Here is a 22,352-nt window from a genome sequence, read left to right as displayed (position 1 = left end):
CAAATACGCTGTCCGCGTGCTGTTGCATGATCTGCTCGCCGCCCCGGACCTGCGGCTCACCCTGCTCACGGGCGACGAGCGGCTGGACCGGGAGATCAAGGGCGTGCTCATCACCGACCTGCCCGATCCCCGGCGATACCTGTCGGGCGGCGAACTGGTGCTGACCGGCCTGATGTGGCGCCGGTCGCCCGCGGACTCCGCCCGCTTCGTGGACGCCCTGACCGAGGCCGGCGTGGCCGCGCTCGGCGCGGGCGACGCGCGGCTCGGCATGGTGCCCGACGACCTGGTGGAGGCCTGCCGGGCACGTGGGCTGCCACTGCTCGAAGTGCCCGTCGAGGTGTCGTTCGGAGCCGTCACCGAGCTCGTCGGCAGGCGCGTCGCGGCCGACCAGGCGGGTGACCTGCGCGGCGCGCTCGGGCGGCACCGCAGGATCGTCGCGGCGGTGGCCGAAGGGGCCGGGCTCGGTGAGCTGTTCGCCCTGGTCGAGGCCGAGCTCGGCGTCACGGCCGCCGTGGTGTCCGCCTGCGGCACGGTCGTCGCGGGCGCCCTGACCGAGGAGCGGGCCGTACGGCTGGCCCGCGACTACCTCGCCGCGGTCCGCCTGCCGGTCGTCGTGGACCGCGGCGGGCCGTTCACACTGTTCGCCGTGGACCGCTCGCACCGGGCCGCCGGCTGGGCGCTGGTGTGCCGGGGCGAGATCGACGTGGAGATCGGCTACGAGCTGGCGGCGTGCGTCGCGATGGAGCGGACGCGGACGGAGGAGGGCCGCCGGGTGGAGCGGCGGCTGGCCGAGCAGCTCGTCGCCCTGGCCTGCGCGGGCGGCGACCTCGCGGAGCTGTCGGCCCGGCTGCGCACCTGCGGCATCGATCCGGCCGAGCCGTACGCGGTGGTCACCGCGACGGTGAGCAGGCGCGGGGCGACGGACGGCCCGGACCCCGCCCTGCTGGGCGGCCGGGTGCTGGAGGAACTGCTGGACCGGAGGGTGGTGGCCGCGGCGGGCGCCGACGCGTCGGTGGCGCTGGTCCCGCTGCGCGGCGACTGGGGTGACCGCGACGCCCTCGCGGCGCGGCTGCGCGCGCGTACGGCCGTGCTCGCCGCAGGACTGCCCGCGGTCACCGTGTCGGCCGGGCTGAGCGGCGCGCTGACCGGGCCGCACGCCATCCGCGGAGGGACGGAGGAGGCGGGCCATGCCCGGCGCATGGCCGAGGCGCGCGGCGGGGGAGTGGCCACCAGCGACGAGATCTACACGCACGCGTTGCTGCTGGCGACCGTGCCCGGCGACGTGCGCTCGTCGTTCGCCGAGCGGCTGCTGAAGCCGCTGTTCGACTACGACCGGCGGCACGGCGCCGAACTGGTGCGCACGCTCGGCGCGTTCCTCGACTGCACGGGGTCGTGGAACGCCTGCGCCGAACGGCTGCACGTCCACGTCAACACGGTGCGCTACCGGATCAGGCGGATCGAGGAGCTGACGGGCAAGGACCTGTCGTCCATGGCCGACCGGGTCGACCTGTTCCTCGCCCTGCGCGCCGGCTAGCCTCTCCCGGGCCCTGGCGGGCCGTCCTGCGGGCTCTCGCCGAGGAGGGCCAGTTCCTCGCGTGCGAAGCTCACCCAGTGAGGGACGCCACGCTTCTCCGCGAGGGCCAAGGTCTCCCGCAGGTAGGCGCGTGCCCTGTCGGGCCTGCCCATAAGGCGTTCGGCGTACCCCAACCGGCCGAGGCACCGCGGTTCCATGGCGCGGGTGCGGTGCTCCCTGATGAGGACGAGGGCCTTCTCGTAGAGCACCGCACCGGACCGGGGGTCGTCCTGCTTCAGGAGGACCTCGGCCATGCCCATCAGCGCGTCCGCGTAATGCATGGTGTCCCCGGCCTCTGTCGCGAGCGTCGCCGCCTCGCCGTACGCCGCCATGGCGGCCGCAGTGTCCCCCAGGCCGAGCTGCGCCGCGCCGACGCACAGGAGAGCGTGACGTACGCCCACTGCCGCGCCGATCTCCCGCGCGATACGCAATTGCTCCCGCGCCGACGACAGGGCCTCTTCATGTTGCTTGAGCATATTGAGCAGGACGGCGAGGTTCCCCAAGGCTCTCATCCGGGAGAAGGTGGCGCCGGATCCGCGCCGCAGGGCCACCTCGGCGCGCTGGTGGACGAGTGCCTCCTCGTTGCGCCCCGCAAAGCGCAGGCCGAGGGCGAGGTAGCCGTTCGCGAGGGCGGCGATTTCCCGGTCTCCGAGCCGATCGCCGACCTCGAGCGCCTGACCGTTGAGGGTGACGGTGTCGAGGTGGTGGCCGATGAAGTCCAGGGGCCAGTGAAAGGAGAAGCCGAGGTGGGCGCCGGAGCGCGCGAGGGAGGGGGTGCACGACGCCATCGCCTGGGCCGCCACGGCGAGGATGTTGGGACGTTCACGCTCCAGCCACGCGGACGCGTCCGCGCCGTCGGTCAGGGCGAACGGCTCACGCTCGGCGAACTCGTGCGGCGGATGCACCCGATGAGGGTCGATCACTTTCATCGCCAGGCGCACGGTCGTTCCGTACAGGCCGAGCACGCGGTCGAGCGCGTCGTCGCGGTCGCGCTCGCCCAGGCGCCGCTCGGCCAGTTCCATCGCGAAGAGCCGCACCAGGTCGTGAAGGCGGAACCGGCCCTGCTCGCCGGGTTCGGCCAGGTGCGCGCGGACCAGGCGGGCCACGGCTCGATCCGCCTCGTCCCGCGGCACGTCGAGGAGGGCCGCCACGACCTCCGGTGTGGCGTCCGGTGTGCGCAGGACGCCCAGATGGCACAGGGCCCCGGCCGCCGTCCGGTCGAGCTCGTGCCCGCTCCCCGCCAGCAGGTCGTGACTGAGCTGGAGGCTCGCGCGCACCGCGAGGTCGCCCGACTCCAGCTCGTGCAGCGCCCGCCGTTCGTCGCGCAGGCGGGAGTTGAGAGCGGACACCGGCGTGTGACGGCTCTCCGACAGGCGCGCCGCCGCGAGGCGCAGGGCCAGGGGCAGCCCGCCGCACAAGTCCGCCAGCTCGGAGGCGGCGGCCGGGTCGGCGGCGACCCGCTCGGCGCCGATCAGTTTCGCCAGCATGGCGACCGACTCCGAGCGCCGCAACCTGCCGAGGACGAGCTGAACACAGTCGTCGGCCACCGCGAACGACTCCCGGCTCGTGACGAGCAGGGCGTTCCCGGCCGGCAGGCCCAGCAGAGGCCGGACCTGTTCCGGGCCGGCCGCGTCGTCCAGCACGATCAGCGTGTGCCGGCCCGTCAGGCGGTCCCTGAGCATGGTCGCGGCCTCGTCCGGATCGGACGGAACCGCCTCGGGGCGCACGCCGAGGCTCCGCAGCAGCCTGCCGAGCAGGTCGAGGGGGTTCAGCCGCCCGACTCCCGGTGTCGCCCCGAGCAGGTTCAGGTACAGCTGGCCGTCCGGATAGTGCTCACTCACCATGTGGGCGGCGTGTACGGCGAGCGTCGACTTCCCCGCTCCCGCCGTGCCGGTGACGGCCACCACCGCCTGGGGGGCGCTTCCGTCCCAGGGCGCGAGCAGCGCACGCAGGCGCACCAGCGTCTCCGTCCGCCCCACGAAGATCTGCGGATCCCGCGGGAGCTGACGCGGCCGGACGGCCTCTGCGGGGGCGATGACCGCCGTGGAGGACGGCGCCGCCGTGAGAGAGGGGTCCGCGCGCAGGATGAGCTCGTGGGTCCGCCGCAGGGACTCGCCGGGATCGACGCCGAGACGCTCGGCGAGCAGGAGCCGTATGTCGTGGAAGACCTCCAGCGCCTCGGCCTGCCGTCCGCAGCGGTAGAGGGCGAGCATCGTCAGCTCCCTGGCGCGCTCCCGCAGCGGGTCCTCCACGGTCAGCCCGGTCAGCGTCTCCAGGGCCTCGTGGTGCCGGCCCAGCCGCAGCAGCGCGTCGGCGTGGTCCTCCCGCGCGGTCAGGCGCAGTCCCCCCAGCCGGGCCCGTTCGGCCGCGCAGAACGGGCCGGGAAGCCCGCCGAGGGCGGTGCCCGTCCACAGCCCCAGCGCCTCCTCGAGCGCGCGCAGCCACGCGGGCAGGTCGTCCTCGGCCCGGTGGCGGCGGGCCTGGGCGAGACGCTGCTCGAAGTCCTCGGCGTCGGTGCGGCACGCGTCCCTGGCCAGGCTGTAGCCGTTCGCCGAGTGGGTCAGCAGGCTGAACGGCCCGCGCCTGCCCCGGTCCGGTTCGAGCACCCGCCGCAGCCCGGCGATGTAGGTGTAGACGCTCTGCTCGGCCGTCTGCGGAGCGGCGCCGCCCCACAGGTCGCCGATGAGCCGTTCCTTCGGGACGATGCGGCCGGCTCTGGCGGCGAGCACGCACAGGGCGGCCCGCTGCAGCGGCGGTCCCGAGTTCACCTGCCGGTCCTCCAGCCAGGCCGTCACCGGCCCGAGGACCCGGAGGCGGAGACGGGTCCGTAACGCACCGTCGCTCGCCATGGTCGGGGGTCCCTCCTTTCGCGGTGTGGCGTTCAGCGGCGGCAACACAAGAGGTGCGCCGGCCGGGGCCGGGCGGAGTCCGGCCGGGGGAAGGCCGCGCGGATGGCCTGCAGTTCGGCCTCCGCCTCGTGGCGGAGTTCGTCGTCCTGGAGAGACCGCGCGATCGCCAGTGCGCTCTGAACACGGGAAAGAGCCTGCTCCGGCTCGCCGAGGAGGCGGTGCGCTCTGCCGAGCAGGGTGAGGGACTGGCACTCCTGGAGCCGGTAGCCGATTTCGAGCGCGCATCGCACGCTGCGCTCCAAGCTGGACTTCGCGCTGAGCGGGTCACCACAGTCCAGGTGAAACCTCGCAAGGATCGCCAGGCCCACGGTCTCGTGGTAGCGATCTCGTGCGGCATGGGCGAGCGCGAGCCCCTCGCGCAGCAGGCTCAGCGCCTCGGTCAGCTCGCCCAGCTTGGCGCATGCCTCGCCCCCGATCAGCAGCGAGTGACGCTCACCGACGTCGGAGCCGATCTCCCTGGCGATCACCCGCTGTTTCTCGCTGCATTCGCGCGACTTCGCGTACTGCTCCAGCCTCAGGTGGGTGACGGCCAGGTTGCCCAGCGCGCGCATCTCGCCGAATCGGTCCCCCAGCACGCGTTTGAGCCCCAGCTCGGCCCACTGGTGCGGCATGGCCTCGGCTGCCCTGCCGTAGTGGAGCAGGGCGGAGGCGACCTGACCGTGCGCCAACGACATGACTTCCCGGTCGCCGGTCCGCTCGCCCACGGCCAAGGCCCGCCTGCTCAGATGAAGTTGCTCGGACCGGTGCGCGCCCCTCGACAGCTGCCAGTGGAGCGAGAACCCGACGTAAACCCCCCTGCGCGCGATGTCGTCGTCCTCGCTCACCAGCGCCTGTGACGCGGCCGCGACGACGTTCGCCAGCTCCTCCTCCAGCCAATTCCTGGCCTCGGCGAGAGAGACGAGCGCGACGGGTCGCTGCGGCACGGCGGGCCAGGGGAGCTGCACGCGGTGCGGGTCCAGCACGGTGCTGGCCTGCCGTGCCGTCGCGCCGTAGAACCCGAGCGCTCGCAGGAGGGCGTCTTTGCGGGCCTCGGGCGCGAGGTGGGTGTCCGCCAGCTCGATCGTGTAGAGCCGTACGAGGTCGTGCATGCGGAACCGGCCGGTGCCCGCGGCCTCCAGCAGATGCGCGCGTACGAGGCGGTCGAGCGCGCGCTCCGCGGCGTCGGCGGGCTCATCCACGAGGGCGGCCACGACGTGCGCGGTCACATCCGCCACATGGAGAAGGCCGAGGTGGCACAGGACCCGCGCCGCCAGCCGGTCGAGGACCGACTTTCCCCGGGCGAGGCTCTCGTAGCTGAGTTCGAGGCTGGAACGCACGGCCGTCTTGCCCGCCTCCAGCTCGTGCAGCGTCCGCCGCCGGTCCTCCAGCCGGTCGGCCAGCTCCGTGGGCGTCCACTGCGGCCGGTCCATGAGCCGTGCGGCCGCCAGGCGCAGGGCCAGCGGCAGCCCCCCGCACAGGTCGGCCAGGCGGGCCGCCGCCGCCGGGTCGGCCGCGATCCGCTCGGCCCCCACGAGCTTCGCGAGCACGGTGACGGCCTCCGACCGCAGCATCCTGCCGAGGACGAGCTGGACGCAGTCGTCGGTCACCGCGAACGACTCCCGGCTCGTGATCAGCACGCTGGTGCCGGCCGGCAGCCCCAGGAGAGCGCGGACCTGCTCGGGCCCCGCCGCGTCGTCGAGCAGGATGAGGGTCCTGCGGCCCTCCAGCCGGTCGCGCAGCATCGCGGCGGCCTCGTCCGCGTCGGGCGGCACGGCCTCGCTGGGCAGTCCCAGGGCGCGCAGGAGCCTGCCGAGCACGTCGATCGGCTTCAGCCGCTCCACACCCGGAGTCGCCCCCAGGAGATTCACGTAGAGCTGACCGTCCGGGAACGCGTGGACGGCGGCGTGGGCGGCGTGGACGGCCAGGGCGGACTTTCCCGCTCCCGGGGCGCCGGTGATGGCGATCACCGCCTGCGGGGCGCCGCCGTCCCAGGGGGCGAGCAGCGATCGCAGCCGCACCACCTCCTCCGCACGGCCGACGAAGCCGCTGACGGCGCGGGGCAACTGGCGCGGGGGACGGGAGGACCGGGCGTCGGAGGCGGCCGCGCCCGCCTGGTTGAGCGAGGGATCGGCCCGCAGGATCAGCTCGTACCGTTCCCGCAGCGTCTCGCCGGGATCGACCCCGAGCCGCTCCGCGAGGAGCCGTTTGATGTCCATGTACGTGTGCAGGGCGTCGGCCTGCCTGCCGCACCGGTAGAGCGCGAGCATGAGCAGGTCGCGGGCGCGTTCCCGCAGGGGTGCCTCGCCGACGAGTTCGGTCAGGGCGGCCGCCGCCTCCTGGTGCAGGTTCAGGCGGAGCAGCACCTCGGCGCGGTCCTCACGCGCGGCCAGGCGCAACTCCTCGAGGCGGGCCCGCTCCGCCTGGGCGAACGGGCCGGGGACGCCGCACAGGGCGGGGCCCGACCAGCACCCCACGGCGGCGTTCAGGGCGCGGAGGCAGCCGCGCAGGTCGCCGTCGCCGTCCAGCCGGCGGGCTTCGGCCAGACGGCGCTCGAAGTCCTCGACGTCCACCTCCACCGGCCCGCGGGCCAGGACGTATCCGCCCGACCGGGACAGCAGGACCGAGTAGGAACCCCGCCGGCCCCCCTGCGGCTCCAGGATCCGCCGCAGCCCGGCGATGTAGGTGTAAACGCTCTGCTCGGCGGTGTTCGGCGGGCGTTCCCCCCAGAGCCCGCTGATCAGTGCCTCCTTGGTCGCGACCTGTCCCATGTGCGCGGCGAGCATGCACAGGGCCGCGCGCTGCAGAGGAGGTCCGAGGTCGACGCTCTGCCCATCCCTCCACGCGGCGAGGGGCCCGAGCATCCGCAGGCGGCAGGGCGAGTGCCCGGACGTTTTACGCTCATTCGCGCTATCCATACGTCTGAACTCCACCTGGTAACGGCGTCGATGCATTCTGTGGGTGACCGGGGGTCGGGTGAAATGGCGCTCGCACGCCGAGCACGCGCGATGAGTCGCCGCTGCACTCGTCGCAACTGCACCCCGGCTGTTCCCCCCAAAACTGCGGCTTCGCGATGACATCCCCGTGTTCGCCGGTCCTCGGACACGTCGTTGGACCCTTCCGGCAGAGCATCAAATATGCCATCTTCCATCTAGATATCGTCTAGACGCTTCCGGCAATGCGCCAGTCCCGGTTGGCCCGGAGTTTTCTACTGCCTGGTAAGCCCGCCGGTCACATCGTTTGACCTGCCCGGATGACCTGAGTGGGGGTTACGGGTCGCGGTTGTGGGACGACCCGGTGCCGCAGCGGGAGCGTTACCCGGTGACTGCCGTCCTGGCCGGGACCGGCAGTCACCGGGCAGTGGTCTCCGCATGCTCTGATCCCGGCTGACCAGTCCTGATCCGAGCAGGTCTCGTGTTCTCGATCTCGCCTGCCTCGGGAGCGGTGCCGCCGGATGTACGATCGCGAAATTGCGGGGGAACTATTCGCGCGAATAGGCACGTTCGCCCGTTGTGTGACGATCTGGTGTGTCCGCACGGCTTTCATGCCGGGGTTGCGAGCGGGCCTACCGGCCGCCGTCGAAGATATGGGCCGGCGGTCGCCTCCACTGTTCCCGTGACAGTCGGAGCCGGCGGAGAAGCCGGAGGCCGCGATAGGGCATCACGCCCTCGCGTGATCCGAGTCGCGTCCCCGCGGGCACCCGCGCTCGCTCGTATCGGTTTCCGAGACCGCCACAAGTCGGCGTGGCGGCCGGGAATTCCGGCAACTATCCTGGAATTGGCGCGCGCATGTACCGGGTATTCGAAAAAGCGGTCGTTTCATGTGGTCTTCCGAAACAGGGCGGGGAAGGTGCCGATGCCGTCGCGTGAATTGAGTGCCGGGTTACTCCTGTCAGAAATTGTGACCCAAACTGTGAGTGCAGCCGGTCAAGAAGTCGGCCCTGTTCCGCTGATCAATTGTCCGCCGCCCGGCCCGGGCCGGGCGGGCGGCCGCTCCCCGGCAGCGGGGGTCCGCCGGGAGGGGCCCGTCCCGTTTCCAACAGGGGCTACGTGCTCAGCAGCAGCTAATGATGTCCATCCAGCGTTGCTGAGGAGGAGACGGGGCGGCACTGTTGGCCGTAGCATTGCCACCAAGGGTCACAAGGGCCACAATCAGGGCGGTAAGTAGATACGAGGCTGGGCGGCGCACTATGGATCTCCCATCAACTCGGAACTGCCTGGCCTACAATATTTCAGGAGTTGCCAATGGCCGCGCAAGATCTGGTCGGACAGCGCATCAAGGCGATACGACGGCAGCGCGGGCTCTCGCAAGCGCAGTTGGCGCATCCTGAACTTTCCGACAGTTACGTATCACTCATCGAGAGCGGTAAGAGGACGCCGACGCCGGCCGTTCTCGAACTGCTCGCCCAGAAGCTCGATTGCTCGCTCACCTACCTCGTCAACGGCGTGACGGCCGAGCAGATGGAGGACCTGGAGGTCGGCCTCAGCTTCGCGCGCATGGCGCTCGAGAACGGCGAGGTCGCCGAGGCCCGCCGCAGGTACGCCGAACTGCTCGGGGACGGCAACCTGCTTGGTCTCACCGCGCTGCGGGTGGAGGCCCGCTACGGGTACGCCCTGGCCCTGGAGGCGTGCGGCGAGCTCGGTGAGGCGATCTCGGTTCTCGAGGAGCTCAACGGCTCCGAGGCGGAGGCGATGCCGCAGGAGCGCAAGATCGCCGTGGCGCTGGCCCTGTGCCGGTGCCACCGTGAGCGGGGTGATTACTCCGCCGCCGTGCACGTGGGTGAGCGGGCGCTGGCCGGTTTCGCCCGCAGCGGCTGGAGCGACGAACTGGTCGAGCTCGGCGCCACCCTTCTGGCGGCGTACATGGTGCGCGGCGACCTGTTGCGCGCGGGGCACTTCGCGAATGAGCTACTGGCCGCGGCCGAGACTCTCGGCACCCCAAGAGCGATGGTGGCGTCGTGCTGGAACGCGGCGCAGGTGCTGGAGAAGAGCGGCCGGGGCGAGGAGGGCATGGCGCTCCTCGAACGAGCGCTCGCCTACCAGTCAGAGAACGGCGAACCCCGCAATCTCGCGCGGCTGCGCCAGGCATACGCCACCATGATGCTCTGGGTGCGTCCCGAGGAGGCGGAGCGGGCACAAGAGCTGCTCCTGAGGGCCCAGCGGGAGCAGGAGGAATCGGCCACCAGCGCCTTCGACCGGGCGCGGACCGCCTGTGTCCTCGCCTCGGCGGAGATCGTCCTCGGGCGCCCGGACCAGGCTGTGGACCACCTCAGGAACGCGCTGGCGCAGGTGCAGCACACCAAGAGCGGTCTCCCGGGGCGCGCCAACCTTCTGCTCGGCCAGGCGTACTTCCTGCTCCACCAGGACGGGGACGCGGCGGCGGCGCTCGACCTGGTCACCGGCTGGCTGCAGGATGCGCCGCAGACCCTGAAGGCCGCCGAGGACTGGATGAACGTGGCGGAGATGCGGCGGCGGATCGGCGACGACGAGCAGAGCGTCGCGGCCTACCAGCGGGCGCTCTCCTGCGCCGGGCTCTGACCTCGCGCACGGGCACCGGGCCTACGGGCATCGGGCTGTGCCGGGCCGGGGGCTGCTCGCCCTCCGGCCCGGCTCGCTCCCTATTCGCGCCCATCTCGGAGACGAGGGCGGTCCGCGAGCGGATCGGCCGGGGCTGTGTGATCGGCTCGCGCGATGCGGTGCCCGTCGTGCGAGCGGCCGTGTGAAGGGCCGGCAGCGGGCGTGATCAGGGACTCCTTCGGGCAATCCCCGGTCTTCCGGTGCGGGGTACGGACCGGAGCCCCGCGTCGGTAGCCTGGAAGTGCCATGAAAAGACCATTCCTCGCCGCCGTCGCCGCGATCGTGGCGGCTCTCCTGCTGTGCGCCGCGCCGGCCCAGGCGCACACGTCGCTCAAGAGTAGCGACCCGCAGAAGAACGCCCAGGTCAAGACCTTGCACGAGGTCACACTCGAGTTCGCGGACTCCGTTCAGTTCCCGGTCGTGGTCGTCCGCGGCGAGGACGGCAAGCGCTACGAAAAGGGCGGCCCGGTCGTCGACGGGCCCAAGGTCACCGCCGCCGTGACCGAGCCGGTTCCCCCGGGGCGCTACACGATCGCCTGGCGGGTGGTCTCCCCTGACGGGCACCCGCTGGAGGGGGAGATCCCGTTCACCGTGGTCGGCGACCAGTCCGTGGGGGCGGCGACCTCGGCGGCCGCTCCCGGCGGTTCGTCCTCCGCGCCCGCGACGGCACCGGCCGCGCAGGCCGATGACGGCGGGCAGAAGGGCATCCCCGGCTGGATCTGGGCGGTGATCTTCGGAATCGCCGGCGTCGGCATCGGGATGTTCCTGAGTCTGCGGAAGAAGCCGTGAACAGGGCGGTGCGCCTGACCGCCGCCGCGCTCTGCGCGGCCGTCGGCGCACTCGTCATCGCGATGGTGGCCGGCGGCGCCGCGACGCCGCGGATCATTCCCGGCCTGCCCGACGAGGGCACGCTGACCCGCTGGATGCTGCCGCTGTCGAAGCTCGCGATGGACGTCTCCGGCGTCCTGACCGTCGGGCTGCTGGCCGCGGCCGCGGCGTTCCTGCCCAGCGACAAGGGCCTGCTCGGCAAGCAGGCACAGAGCTACGTGAAGGGCGCGTCGTGGTCCGCGCTGGCCTGGGCCGTCGCCGCGGCGGTGGCGCTGGTCTTCAGCCTCTCGGAGACGCTCGGCATGCCGGTGGGGCAGGTGCTCGCGGGCAACGAGCTCACCAGCTACGCCAGCCAGGTGCCGCAGGGCATCGCGCTGACCCTGGTCGTGCTGTTCGCCGTCGCCATCGCGCTGTTCGCCCGGGGCGCGATCACAGCGGGCGCCGCCGGGGGGCTGCTGGCCTTCGCGCTCGTGACGCTGCTGCCGCCCGCGCTCACCGGGCACCAGGCCACCTCGCCCAACCATGGGCTGGCCACCACCTCGGTCGCCATGCACCTGCTCTTCCTGGCCCTGTGGGTGGGCGGCCTCGGAGTGGTCAGCGTCCACGCGCTGCGCGGGCAGCCGCACCTGGACGTCGCCGCCGCGCGCTTCTCCCGGATGGCCCTGTGGTGCTTCCTCGGCGTCGGGCTCTCCGGTCTCGCCAGCGTCTTCGCCCGGCTCGCCTCGCCCGAGGCGGTGTTCACCACGTCGTACGGCCTGCTGATCGTCGCCAAGTCGGCCGCGTTCGCCGTGCTCGGGTTCATCGGCTGGCGCCACCGCGGCCGTACGCTGCCGAGGCTGTCGGCGGGGGAGCCGCACGCCTTCCTCCGCCTCGCGCTGAACGAGGTCCTGCTGATGGGGGCGACGATCGGCCTGGCCGTGGCGCTGTCCCGGACCGCTCCGCCGCCCGTCGACACGCCGGTCGACCGCGCGTACGAGCTGCTCGGCTACCTGGTCCCGCCGCCGATCTCGCTCGGGAACCTGCTGACGCTGTGGTGGTTCGACCTGTTCTTCGCCGTGCTCGCGGCCGTCATGGCCGGTCTGTACGCCGCGGGGGTCGTGCGGCTGGTCCGCAGGGGTGACCGGTGGCCCGTCGGCCGCACGGTCAGCTGGTCCATCGGCGTCGTCATCCTCGTCCTGTCCACGCAGAGCGGAGTGGCGCGCTACTCGCCCGTGCTGTTCAGCGTGCACATGACCGAGCACATGATCCTGTCGATGCTGGTTCCGATCTTCCTGGTGCTCGGCGCGCCGGTGACGCTGGCGCTGCGCGCGCTCAAGTCCGCCGTCCGGCGGGGTGACCGGGGGCCGCGCGAGTGGCTCACGGTGATCCTGCACAGCAGGGTCATGAAGGTCGTCAGTCACCCCGCGATCGCGACGGCGATCTTCGTGGTGTCGACGTTCGCCCTGTACTTCACCCCGCTGTTCGCCGCGGCGATGGAGGAACACCTCGGTCACATCGCGATGACCGTGCACTTCCTGCTCAGCGGCTCCCTGTTCTTCTGGGTGATCATCGGGGTGGACCCGGCGCCGTACAAGCTGCCCCACTACGGGCGGCTGCTGCTGCTCATGGTGACCATGCCGTTCCACGCGTTCTTCGGGATCGCCCTGATGAGCATGGGCACCGTGCTCGCGTCCGGCTACTACGACCAGCTCGGGCGCACCTGGGGCGTCTCCTCCCTGACCGACCAGCAGACCGGCGGCGGGATCGCCTGGGCCTTCGGCGAGATCCCCACGCTGATCGTGCTGCTCGCGCTCGGCTTCCAGTGGTGGCGCGACGACGAGCGGGTCGCACGCCGGGCCGAGCGCCGTGCCGACGCCGTCGCCGCCAAGTCCGGCGGCACCGGGGACGCGGAGCTCGACGCCTACAACGACTACCTGACGAAGCTGAACAAGCGGGACACGGCCGCCGGATAGGCTGTCGCCGAAGTCGCGCGGCGCCTCGCCGGAACGGGCGAAGCGCCGCGCACCCGTCGTGAAGCTCGGCTAGGGGAGGGTCAGGATCTCGTGACCCGTCTCGGTCACCACGATCGTGTGCTCGAACTGCGCGGTGCGCTTGCGGTCCTTGGTCACCGCGGTCCAGTTGTCGGGCCAGATCTCGTAGTCGATCGTGCCGAGCGTGAGCATGGGCTCGATCGTGAACGTCATCCCCGGCACCAGGGTCACCGACAGCGAGGGGTCGTCGTAGTGCGGCACGATGAGCCCGGAGTGGAACGAGGCCCCGATGCCGTGCCCGGTGAAGTCCCGGACGACGCCGTAGCCGAAGCGCTTGGCGTACGCCTCGATGACCCGGCCGACGATGTTGAGCTGGCGGCCCGGCGCGACGGCCCTGATCGCCCGCATCGTCGCCTCGCGGGTCCGTTCGACCAGCAGGCGGGACTCCTCGTCGACCTCCCCCACCAGGAAGGTGGCGTCGGTGTCGCCGTGCACGCCGCCGATGTACGCGGTGATGTCGACGTTGACGATGTCACCGTCGCGCAGCACGGTGTCGTCGGGGATGCCGTGGCAGATCACCTCGTTGATCGACGTGCACAGCGACTTCGGGTAGCCGCGGTAGCCGAGCGTCGAGGGGTAGGCGTCGTGGTCGCAGAGGAACTCGTGCCCGATGCGGTCGAGCTCGTCGGTCGTCACGCCGGGGGCGACGTGCTTGCCGACCTCCTCCAGCGCCTGTGCGGCGATCCGGCCCGCGATCCGCATCCTCTCGATGGTCTCGGGGGTCTTGACGTCGCTGTCGCCCTTCTTGGGCTCGGCCTTCCCCACATACTCGGGGCGGGGGATGTGGGCGGGAACCTTGCGGGTGGGCGAGATGCGCCCGGGGCGGAGCAGCGTGGTCATGCGGCCAAGTCTAGTTGCGCGTCAAGGGGGCACGATTATGAGCGTGAGCGATCAATGGTGGTTCTGCCTGAAGCACATGACCGTCGAGCCCGAGAAGGGCTGTCCGAACAAGGACCGGCTCGGCCCCTACGACTCCCGCGACGCCGCCGCCCACGCCCTGCAGACGGCGGCCGAGCGCAACAAGAGCTGGACCGAGCAGGACAAGGAATGGGACGACTGACCCCCTGACTCCTGCCGGTCCCGGCCTTCTCCGCGCCCCCGGGCCGGTTCTCCCCGCGTCACCGTCCCGGGGCCGTGGCGGGTTCGGCCGCCTGCCCGCGTGCCGTCGCGCGGCGGGCGACGAGCCGGCCGAGCGTCCACACGCCGATGCCGCTCCACACCAGGTTGAGGATCGCCGAGGGCCAGGCCGAGTGGTACGCGCTGTTGATCATCAGGGTGGCCGCCCCGCCGAAGTTGAGCAGTTGATACGGCAGGCCGTTCCCGGACATCCTGCCGGACGACACCAGCGCGTACGCGAGCAGGAGGACGACGGCTCCCACGGTGCCGATGATCGTGATGAAGGCGGACATCAGAACGACTCGCCGTCCGCGGAGATGGTCATGGCGCGATGATCGTGCCCCTGGAGAGTGAAGAGCAAGTAGCCGTCTCCTCGGCGACTCGTCCGGCTCGAACGGGAGGTCGGCCTGTTCGATCTCAGTCGCTCACCCGGGGGCCGGTGATGAGATCGGCCAGGCGGGCGAGGCGTTCCCGCAGGCCGAGCCGCCGCACCTCCCCGGCCGCGCTGCTCACCAGGTGCTGCGCCGCGTCGAAGCTCAAGGCGGCCCCCTCGGCAGGTACGGCGATCGCGTCGTGGGCCAGCGACTCCAGCTCGGGATCGCCGCCGTCGACGGCGAGGATGGTGGCGCCGGTGCGGCGGGCGTCCTCCACGCGCTCCAGCAGGGGCACGGGCGCCCGCTGCTCGGCGACCACGAAGAGGGTCTCGCCCCTGCCGGTGCTCCGCAGGCGCTCCATGCCGATCCGCAGGTGGGCGGGGGCGCCGGGCGGCGGCGCCCAGCGGATGAGGGTGGGGGAGAGCTGGGCGAGCCCCGACAGCCGGGCCTCGTCGGCGAGATGGGCCGTGACGTGCCACGGTTCGTCGTCGGGGGTGCCGACGACGAGGAGCCCCCCGGGCGACCGGGTGGCCCGCAGGGCCAGGCCGAGCTCCCTGGTGCGTTCGAGCCATCCGGTGGAGGCGAGCACTTCGCGCAGCAGGTTCACCGATGCGGCGTCCATGCACGCCATGGTGCCCGACGGGGCGCGTGAAGTCCCGCTGATCGGGTTCTTGACACACCGTGACCAACACGTAACGATCAGTGCGCGGCGCCGAACCTGGAACGTGATCCGACAGCCGGAAGGCGACTACATGAACCTTCGCGTTCGTGCCACCCTGTCCATGATCGGGGTTTTCCTCCTGCTGCCCGCGCTGGGCGGCACCGCACGCGCGGCCTCCGCTGGGGACGTCGTCGAAGCCCTTCCCACGACCGTCTATCTCGCGCCCGGCAAGCTGCTGGAGGTGCCGGTCAAGGCGTGGCATCTGCGCTACCGGTCCACGTCCGCCACGGGAGAGCCGAACGTCGTCTCGGGCACCCTGCTCGTGCCCGGGTCCTCGTACTCCCACGGCACGCGGCCCATCGTCGGGTACGCCGTGGGGACGCACGGCCTGGGCGACCAGTGCGCGCCGTCGGCCGCGATGGCGGGCGGCACCGAGGCCGAGCTCGCCATCATGAGCCTGATGCTGCTCAAGGGCTGGGCCGTGGCGGTGACCGACTACGAGGGTCTGGGCACGCCGGGCGACCACACCTACATGGCGGGCCTGTCCCAGGGGCACGCCGTGCTCGACTCGATCAGGGCGGCGGCGCGGGTGCCGGAGGCGAACCTGTCCGGCGCCGCCCCCGTCGTGGTGATGGGCTACTCCCAGGGCGGGTCGTCGGCGGCCTGGGCCGCCCAGCTCCAGCCGTCGTACGCGCCCGAACTGCGGCTGAAGGGCGTCGCCGCGGGCGGAGTGCCGGCCGATCTGCGGGCCGTGGCCGACCACCTGGACGGCACGCCGGACTTCGGGCTGGCCGCGGCCGCCGGAATCGGGATGAACGCCGCCTATCCCGACCTGCACCTGGAGAAGTACCTGACGTCCGAGGGTGCGGCGCTGTTCGGCGACGCGCGCGACGACTGCGTGAGCGATCTGCGTGCCAAGTTCGGCGGCCGACGGCTGGCGGAGCTGACAACGGCCGACGTCACGAACCTGCCGGCCTGGCGGGCCCGGCTCGCCGAGAACCGCCTCGGCGGGTCCGCGCCGCGGGTGCCGCTGTTCCTGTACCACGCCAAGGGCGACGAGCTCATCCCGTACGAGGTGGGCCGCACCCTGCGGCGGGAGTACTGCGCGCGAGGCGTGAACGTGCTGTGGACCGCCCTGCCGGTCGGCAGCCACGTGCTCGGCGCGGTCGAGGGCGCCCCGCTGGCGGTGGCCTGGCTGGCGACCCGGGTCGCCGGTCTCCCCGCGATCTCCAACTGCTGACCCCCGGGGCGCCGCCGCCGGGGACCCCGTCGACCGGCGCGGTTCACCGTCGCGGCCGTCCCGCGGATCACGTGTGTTCAGCGAGCCGGCCGGACGAGGCCGCCGTCGTAGGCCGCGATGACGAGGTGCGCGCGATCCCGTGCCCGCAGTTTGCTCAGCAGGCTGCCGATATGCGTCTTGACCGTCTTGATCGAGATCGTGAGCCTCGCCGCGATCTCGTCGTTGGACAGCCCGTGGCCGACCAGGGTGAGAACCTCGGTCTCCCGCTCGGTGAGAAGGCTCAGGCTCGCCGGCCTCGCGCCGGTGGGCTGGGCGATGTAGGCCTCGACGATGCGGGACAGGACCTTCGGGGAGAACGGCGATTCACCGTGATGAGTCCGGCGGATCGCGTCGAGGAGCTCGCGGGGGTGGCAGTCCTTGAGCAGGAAGCCGCTGGCGCCGGCGTGGAGGGCGGCGCGGACATACTCGTCAAGCCCGAACATCGTCAGAGCGATGACCTTCACCGAGCCGATGCCCGCGTCGGCCATGATGCGGCGGGTGGCCGTGATTCCGTCGGTGCCCGGCATCCGGATGTCCATGAGCACGACATCGGGACGCAGTTCGGCGCTGAGCCTCACGGCCTCGTCGCCGGTGCCCGCCTCGCCGGCCACCGTCAGGTCGTGGCCGGCGTTGACGACGGCGGCGAGGCTGTGGCGCAGCAACGGCTGGTCGTCGGCGATGACGACGCGAATCGGCCCTTCGCGGTCATTCATGAGATCCGGGCCTCCGGAATGCGGGCCGTGACCTCAAACCCGTTCTCCACGTGGTCGGCGTGGAGGGTCCCGCCGAGCATGTGGAGGCGTTCTCTGAGGCCCTCGATCCCGTGCCCGGCTCCCGGATGGGGCGTCCACCCGTCGACCGGACCCTCGTCCCTGACGCCGGCGACGATCCAGTCGCCGTCGCGGCGGACGTACACCTTCGCGCCGGTGGGCCCGGCATGGCGGGCGGTGTTCGTGAGGGCCTCCCGCACGACGGAGCAGACCGCGAGCTGGGCCCCGGGGCTGACGTCGTCGACGTCGCCGAGCTCGACGGTGACGGTCGGGCCCGCCCTCTCGGCGTCCTCGACGATGGCCGGCAGGTCGTGGAGGGACTCCGCGGGCCGAAGGGGCGGGGCCGCGCCGGTCGGGTCACGCAGCACGTCGAGCATGCGGCGCAGCTCCGTCGTGGTCTGCCGTCCGATGCGTTCGATGTCCGCCAGCGCGGCGGAGCTGTCGTCCTCCGCGCCGGTATAGCGCGCCGTGCTCGCCCGCACGGTGATCAGGCCGAGGCCGTGGGAGACGATGTCGTGCAGCTCGCGGGTGATCCGGAGCCGCTCCGCCTGCGCCGCGCGTTCGCCGGCCCACGCCGCCAGCCGGGCTTCGTACGTGATCCGCTGGCGGCGCGAACGCACAAGCGCCCATACGGTGACCGTCAACGCCAGCGCGGTGATGACCGCCGGGAGAACGATCGCGGTGGCGCCTGCGCGGTTGACCGCGAGAAGGGCGAGCAGGAGCACGACGTGAACGGCGACGGCCGGTGGCCAGACTCGTCGCCCGCGTCTCGGGAGTGCGTGGTTCACCGCCATTCCCCAAACTCTAAGGACTCGCCGGTGAACGAGGCATCGGACCAGGGTCCGAGAGTCCCCGGTCCGAGCCGCGGCAAGGAGTCCGGTCTCCGGCCCGATGCATCGGCCTCCTGCTCCGGGATCCCATGGAGACATGATCACGGTTGATCGCCTCGTCAAACGGCGAGGCTCCAAGGAGATCCTGGCCGGCATCAGCTTCCGGGCCCGCCCGGGAAGGGTGACCGGATTTCTCGGGCCGAACGGCGCGGGCAAGAGCTCGACGCTGCGCATCCTGCTGGGCCTGGACCGGGCGACCTCCGGCACGGCGCTCATCCATTCCGTGCCGTTCGCGAGGCTTCGCGACCCGCTCGCCACCGTCGGGGCCGTGCTGGACGGCTCCGGTGCGCACCGGGCGCGCACGGGCCGGGCGCACCTGCGGTGGGTGGCACGGTCCGCGGGACTGCCGCGTACGCGCGTCGACGAGGTGCTCGAGATCGTCGGCCTGACGGACGCCGCGTCGAAGCGGGTCGGCGGTTACTCCCTGGGCATGGGGCGCCGCCTCGCGCTGGCGACGGCGCTGCTCGCGGACCCGGAGATCCTGATCCTGGACGAGCCGGTGAACGGGCTGGACCCGGACGGCATCCGGTGGATCAGGACCTTCCTCCGCGAACGCGCCGCGTCCGGGCGGACCGTGCTGCTGTCCAGCCACCTGATGGGAGAGCTCGCGGAAACGGTGGACGACGTCGTGGTCGTCGACGGGGGCAGGGTCGTCGCGAACGGCACCCTCGAGGAGGTCACCGGCGCATACCGCACCCTTGAGGACGCCTTCTTCGCCCTCACCACGGGTGGTGCGCCGTGAGGGCGCTCGCGGCGGAGGTCTCGAAGCTCGCCTCGCTGCCGGCGGCGTGGATCGCGGCGGCGGCCGGGGTGCTCGTGCCGGGCGTGATCGCCGCGATCACCGCCTCCTCGGCCCTCGGCGCGATCACCCGTGGCGCAGGGACGACCGCCGGGATCGACACCGGCTATCAGGAGCTGGCCTTCGGCGTGGTGGGAGCGATCATCCTCGGTGTCGTCGCCATGAGCAGCGAGTACTTCACCGACAGCGCGGAGTCCGGAGGCGGGCGTCAGATCACCACCAGCCTGACCGCCGTCCCCTCCCGCCTCCGGCTGCTGCTCGCGAAAACAGCCGCGGTCGCGATCGCGAGCGCGTTGCTCGCGGTCGCCGCGTCGGCGGTCACCATGTCCGTCATCCGTGTCGTGCTCGGCGAGCACGCCCCGGCGCTGGGAACGGGCGACGTCCCGCGGCTGGCCGGTGTGGTCTGCTACTGGGTCTACACCGCGCTCCTCGCCTTCGGGGTCACCGTGCTCACCCGCCACGGGGTCGTCCCGCTCGCGGTGTTCGTCGTGAACACCTCGGTCGTCACCGTCACCTACCTGCTGACCAAGATCACACCGTTGGCGAACTACCTGCCCGACATGGCCGGGGTGCGCATGTTCATCCGCGAGCTCGACGTCGGCACCGCCGGGATCGGCCCGCTCGCCGGATGCCTCGTGATGACCGGCTGGGTGGCGGCGCTGCTCGTGATCGCCGTCGTCGCCTTCACGCGGAGGGACGCGTGACCGCCGTCCCCGCGCCGGCGGCCCGCACCCGAGGCCGGGACGCGGCCAGGGCGCTCGCGGCGGAACTGTCGAAACTCGTGTCTCTTCCGGCGACCTGGCTCACCCTCGGAGGCGCCGCGGCGGTGAACCTGATCCTCACGTTCGCGTTCGCGCTCGCGGGTCTGCGGGGTGCGACCGGCACCACGAGTGCCGTCGACATCGGGCTGGCCTCGATCGGCTACACGCAGGCCGGCTTCGTCGTCCTCGGCGTCCTGGCCGCCTGCTCCGAGTACGACGGCGGGCAGATCCGCACCACGCTGACCGCGATGCCCCGCCGTGCCCTCCAGCTCACCGCCAAGCACCTCGCGGTGGTGATCGTCGTGCTGCCCGCGGCCGCGATCACGGCCGCGTCCGGCGTCGTGTTCGCCACCGGCGTGCTCGGCGACACGGCCGCGCCCATGACGCCGGACCGTGTCGCCGGGGCGCTGAGCGGCGCGACCGGCTGCCTCGTGCTCACGACGTCGATCGGCACAGCCGTCGGCGCCCTGGTCCGCCGGACCCTCGCGGCTGTCGTCGTCCTGTTGGGGTACTTCTTCGTCGCCGGGCCGCTCCTGCGCGACCATACCCCTGTGGCGCGGTACCTCCCGGACAGCGCCGGGTTCGCCCTGTGGTTCCCGGCGGCGGACGAGGCAGGAGCGGTGACACCGGCACAGGGGGCGCTGCTGCTCACGGCCTGGGCGATCGTTTCGATCGTCGTCGCGGTGTCCGCGTATCACCGCCGGGACGTGTGAAACGTGGTTCCCACGGGCCGGGCCCGGGCGCTCCCGGCCGCGGTCTGCTGGCATGATCTGACGCATGGCTGAGCACACCACCGTAGATGCGCCCGACGTCTCCGGGCTGACCATCGGCATCCTGGGCGGCACCGGTGACCAGGGCAAGGGACTGGCCCGCCGGTTCTCGCTGGCAGGGCACACCGTGTTGATCGGCTCGCGCAGCGCCGAGCGCGCCCAGGAGGCGGCGCGTGAGGTCGGCGTGCGCGGGGCCGCGAACGCCGAGGTGGCGGCCGAGGCCGACGTCGTGATCGTCGCGGTGCCCTGGGAGGGGCACAAGGCCCTGCTGGAGTCCCTGCGCGAACCGCTCACCGGGAAGATCGTGGTGGACTGCGTCAACCCGCTCGGCTTCGACAAGCAGGGGGCCTACGCGCTGCCCGTGGAGGAGGGGAGCGCGGCCCAGCAGGCGGCGGCGGTGCTGACCGGCAGCCGGGTGGTCGCGGCCTTCCACCACGTGTCGGCGGTGCTGCTGCTCGATCCCTCGGTGGCGGAGATCGACCTCGACGTGTTCGTGCTCGGTGACGACCGTGAGGCCACCGACGTCGTACGCGCGCTCGCCGCCCGCATTCCCGGCGTACGCGGCGTCTACGCGGGACGGCTGCGCAACGCCGGTCAGGTCGAGGCGCTGACGGCGAACCTGATCTCGGTCAATCGCCGCTACAAGGCCCACGCGGGCATCCGGGTCACCGACATCTGAGGCTCACACGGCCGCGGCTGCCCGGTCACAACCGCCTGACGGGCCACCGGGCCGGGCAGCACATGGTCAGTGGCAGGCCAATCTGACAAGAGTGGCTTTTCTGGGTCATTCTGGACGGCATGAGCTCCCTGCATCCGGAAACGCGCGTCGTCCACCTGCCCCGGCCCACGCCGGAGGGCAGCACGCCGATCGCCATGCCGATCTACCAGACCTCGGGGTTCGTCTTCGACGACCCGGCCGTCTTCGCCGACGGCATGGGGCGGCCCGACGGGGCGTACGTCTACGGCCGGCTCTCCAACCCCACCGTGCGCGCCGTCGAGGAGGCCGTCGCCGGGCTGGAGGGCGGCGTGGCCGCCGTGGCCACCGGCTCGGGCATGGGCGCGATCAACGCCGTGCTGCTCGGCCTGCTGAAGTCGGGCGACCACGTGATCGCCCAGTCGGCGTTGTACGGCGCGACCGCGCAGGCGCTGAACGGCCTCGCCGGGCGCTTCGGCGTCGAGGTCACCCACGTCCCGCAGGACGACCCCGCCGCCGTCAGGCAGGCCGTGCGGCCGACGACGAAGCTGCTGTATCTGGAGACCATCGCCAACCCGATGACGCAGGTGGCCGACCTGCCGGGGATGTGCGCGGCGGCGCGCGAGGCCGGGATCCTCACCGTGGTCGACAACACCTTCGCCTCGCCGGTCCTGTGCCGCCCCATCGAGCACGGCGCGGACATCGTGGTGCACTCCGTCACCAAGTATCTGTCCGGGCACACCGACGTCCTCGGCGGGATCGCCGTCTTCGCCTCCGAGGACGTGTACCGCAGGGTGTGGTCGTACGCGGTGGAGCTCGGCGCCACGGCCGACCCGTTCGCGGCGTGGCTGACCCTGCGGGGGATGCAGACGCTGCCGCTGCGGATGGAGCGTCACTGCGCCAACGCCCGTGTGCTCGCGACGCGGCTCGCCGATCACCCGGCCGTGGCCGCGGTGCACTGGCCGGGCCTGCCCTCGCACCCGTCGTACGAGCTCGCGGCGAAGCTCCTGCCCGGCTTCGGCGGGGTGTTCTCCTTCGACCTCGCCGGAGGGCGTGCCGCGGGTGAGGCGTTCATGCGCAACGTGCGGCTCGCGCTGCTCGCGCCCTCACTCGGCGGCGTGGAGACGTTGATCCTCCACCCGGCCACCACGTCGCACCGCACGGTGAGCACCGAAGGCCTGGCCGCGGCGGGCATCGGCGAGGGGACGGTCCGGGTGGCCGTGGGCATCGAGCACGCCGAGGACCTGTGGGCCGACTTCGCCCAGGCGCTCGACGCGATCTGAGCCGCCCTCGGCCGACGGCCGCCGCGGGCGCGGCGGCCCGCGGGCCGGGGGGGGGACGGCGGG

At 72.2% G+C, this 22,352-nt stretch carries 18 protein-coding genes; 11 read left to right on the top strand and 7 right to left on the bottom strand.

The annotated features are described in order from the left end of the window. Nucleotides 1–16 precede the first annotated feature (16 nt). On the top strand, nt 17–1,534 hold the full coding sequence (locus AB0O28_RS30800) for a PucR family transcriptional regulator ligand-binding domain-containing protein (protein ID WP_363646063.1): 1,518 nt from the start codon (nt 17–19) through the stop codon (nt 1,532–1,534). Here the strand turns inward: AB0O28_RS30800 and AB0O28_RS30795 are convergent. Both AB0O28_RS30795 and AB0O28_RS30790 read right to left on the bottom strand, forming a co-directional pair. Further along, complete coding sequence (locus AB0O28_RS30795; protein ID WP_363646062.1) at nt 1,531–4,422, bottom strand: BTAD domain-containing putative transcriptional regulator; 2,892 nt, start codon at nt 4,420–4,422, stop codon at nt 1,531–1,533. The two genes, AB0O28_RS30800 and AB0O28_RS30795, sit on opposite strands and share 4 nt — an antisense overlap. Nucleotides 4,423–4,454: 32 nt before the next feature. After that, nucleotides 4,455–7,376 carry a BTAD domain-containing putative transcriptional regulator gene (locus AB0O28_RS30790; RefSeq protein WP_363646061.1) on the bottom strand — a complete coding sequence of 974 codons (2,922 nt, stop codon included), beginning with the start codon at nt 7,374–7,376 and terminating at the stop codon, nt 4,455–4,457. Between the two features lie 1,326 nt (nt 7,377–8,702). Here AB0O28_RS30790 and AB0O28_RS30785 point away from each other — a divergent pair. The 3 genes from AB0O28_RS30785 to AB0O28_RS30775 all read left to right on the top strand — a co-directional run bounded on the left by AB0O28_RS30785 (nt 8,703) and on the right by AB0O28_RS30775 (nt 12,814). Next, on the top strand, nt 8,703–9,995 hold the full coding sequence (locus tag AB0O28_RS30785) for a helix-turn-helix domain-containing protein (RefSeq protein WP_363646060.1): 1,293 nt from the start codon (nt 8,703–8,705) through the stop codon (nt 9,993–9,995). A 285-nt stretch (nt 9,996–10,280) separates the two neighbouring features. Further along, nucleotides 10,281–10,823, top strand: a complete 543-nt coding sequence (locus AB0O28_RS30780; protein WP_363646059.1) for a copper resistance CopC family protein — start codon at nt 10,281–10,283, stop codon at nt 10,821–10,823. Beyond that, on the top strand, nt 10,820–12,814 hold the full coding sequence (locus AB0O28_RS30775) for a cytochrome c oxidase assembly protein (protein WP_363646058.1): 1,995 nt from the start codon (nt 10,820–10,822) through the stop codon (nt 12,812–12,814). The genes AB0O28_RS30780 and AB0O28_RS30775 overlap by 4 nt, the downstream gene beginning before the upstream one ends. A gap of 69 nt (nt 12,815–12,883) precedes the next feature. Here AB0O28_RS30775 and map read toward each other — a convergent pair whose 3' ends face one another. Next, nucleotides 12,884–13,732, bottom strand: coding sequence for a type I methionyl aminopeptidase (gene map / locus AB0O28_RS30770; RefSeq protein WP_363646057.1), 849 nt, complete (start codon nt 13,730–13,732; stop codon nt 12,884–12,886). 37 nt (nt 13,733–13,769) lie between these two features. Here map and AB0O28_RS30765 point away from each other — a divergent pair, with 37 nt between their 5' ends. Beyond that, nucleotides 13,770–13,952, top strand: a complete 183-nt coding sequence (locus AB0O28_RS30765) for a hypothetical protein (RefSeq protein WP_363646056.1) — start codon at nt 13,770–13,772, stop codon at nt 13,950–13,952. A gap of 58 nt (nt 13,953–14,010) precedes the next feature. Here the strand turns inward: AB0O28_RS30765 and AB0O28_RS30760 are convergent, their stop codons facing one another. Next, nucleotides 14,011–14,301 (bottom strand): hypothetical protein, encoded by a 291-nt coding sequence (locus AB0O28_RS30760; protein ID WP_363646055.1) that lies wholly within the window; start codon nt 14,299–14,301, stop codon nt 14,011–14,013. Nucleotides 14,302–14,425: 124 nt separating this feature from the next. Beyond that, the gene (locus tag AB0O28_RS30755) at nt 14,426–15,004 is read right to left on the bottom strand and encodes a hypothetical protein (protein WP_363646054.1); all 579 of its coding nucleotides are present in this window, start codon (nt 15,002–15,004) and stop codon (nt 14,426–14,428) included. 130 nt (nt 15,005–15,134) lie between these two features. On the opposite strand from AB0O28_RS30755, the gene AB0O28_RS30750 reads away from it, so the two are divergent. Next, nucleotides 15,135–16,283 (top strand): lipase family protein, encoded by a 1,149-nt coding sequence (locus tag AB0O28_RS30750; protein ID WP_363646053.1) that lies wholly within the window; start codon nt 15,135–15,137, stop codon nt 16,281–16,283. 77 nt (nt 16,284–16,360) lie between these two features. On the opposite strand, the gene AB0O28_RS30745 is transcribed toward AB0O28_RS30750, so the two are convergent. Beyond that, nucleotides 16,361–17,035 (bottom strand): response regulator transcription factor, encoded by a 675-nt coding sequence (locus tag AB0O28_RS30745; RefSeq protein ID WP_363646052.1) that lies wholly within the window; start codon nt 17,033–17,035, stop codon nt 16,361–16,363. Further along, nucleotides 17,032–17,886 (bottom strand): histidine kinase, encoded by an 855-nt coding sequence (locus AB0O28_RS30740; RefSeq protein ID WP_363646051.1) that lies wholly within the window; start codon nt 17,884–17,886, stop codon nt 17,032–17,034. The genes AB0O28_RS30745 and AB0O28_RS30740 overlap by 4 nt, the downstream gene beginning before the upstream one ends. Nucleotides 17,887–18,019: 133 nt before the next feature. On the opposite strand from AB0O28_RS30740, the gene AB0O28_RS30735 reads away from it, so the two are divergent. From AB0O28_RS30735 to AB0O28_RS30715, 5 genes are all read left to right on the top strand, one after another. Continuing rightward, nucleotides 18,020–18,724, top strand: a complete 705-nt coding sequence (locus tag AB0O28_RS30735) for an ATP-binding cassette domain-containing protein (RefSeq protein ID WP_363646050.1) — start codon at nt 18,020–18,022, stop codon at nt 18,722–18,724. Beyond that, entirely contained in the window at nt 18,721–19,485 is a 765-nt protein-coding gene (locus tag AB0O28_RS30730; protein WP_363646049.1) for an ABC transporter permease, read from the top strand. The genes AB0O28_RS30735 and AB0O28_RS30730 overlap by 4 nt, the downstream gene beginning before the upstream one ends. Beyond that, complete coding sequence (locus tag AB0O28_RS30725) at nt 19,482–20,255, top strand: hypothetical protein (RefSeq protein ID WP_363646048.1); 774 nt, start codon at nt 19,482–19,484, stop codon at nt 20,253–20,255. The genes AB0O28_RS30730 and AB0O28_RS30725 overlap by 4 nt, the downstream gene beginning before the upstream one ends. Before the next feature lie 64 nt (nt 20,256–20,319). Further along, nucleotides 20,320–20,991, top strand: a complete 672-nt coding sequence (gene npdG / locus AB0O28_RS30720; protein ID WP_363646047.1) for an NADPH-dependent F420 reductase — start codon at nt 20,320–20,322, stop codon at nt 20,989–20,991. 119 nt (nt 20,992–21,110) lie between these two features. Then, nucleotides 21,111–22,289: an aminotransferase class I/II-fold pyridoxal phosphate-dependent enzyme gene (locus tag AB0O28_RS30715; RefSeq protein WP_363646046.1), complete on the top strand. Its 1,179-nt coding sequence runs from the start codon at nt 21,111–21,113 to the stop codon at nt 22,287–22,289. Nucleotides 22,290–22,352: the final 63 nt, after the last annotated feature.

Origin of the sequence: Microbispora sp. NPDC088329, assembly GCF_040685655.1 — a bacterium.
Classification (GTDB): domain Bacteria; phylum Actinomycetota; class Actinomycetes; order Streptosporangiales; family Streptosporangiaceae; genus Microbispora.
Note: the sequence above shows the minus strand (reverse complement) of the source record. Positions and strands in the feature narration are given on the sequence as shown.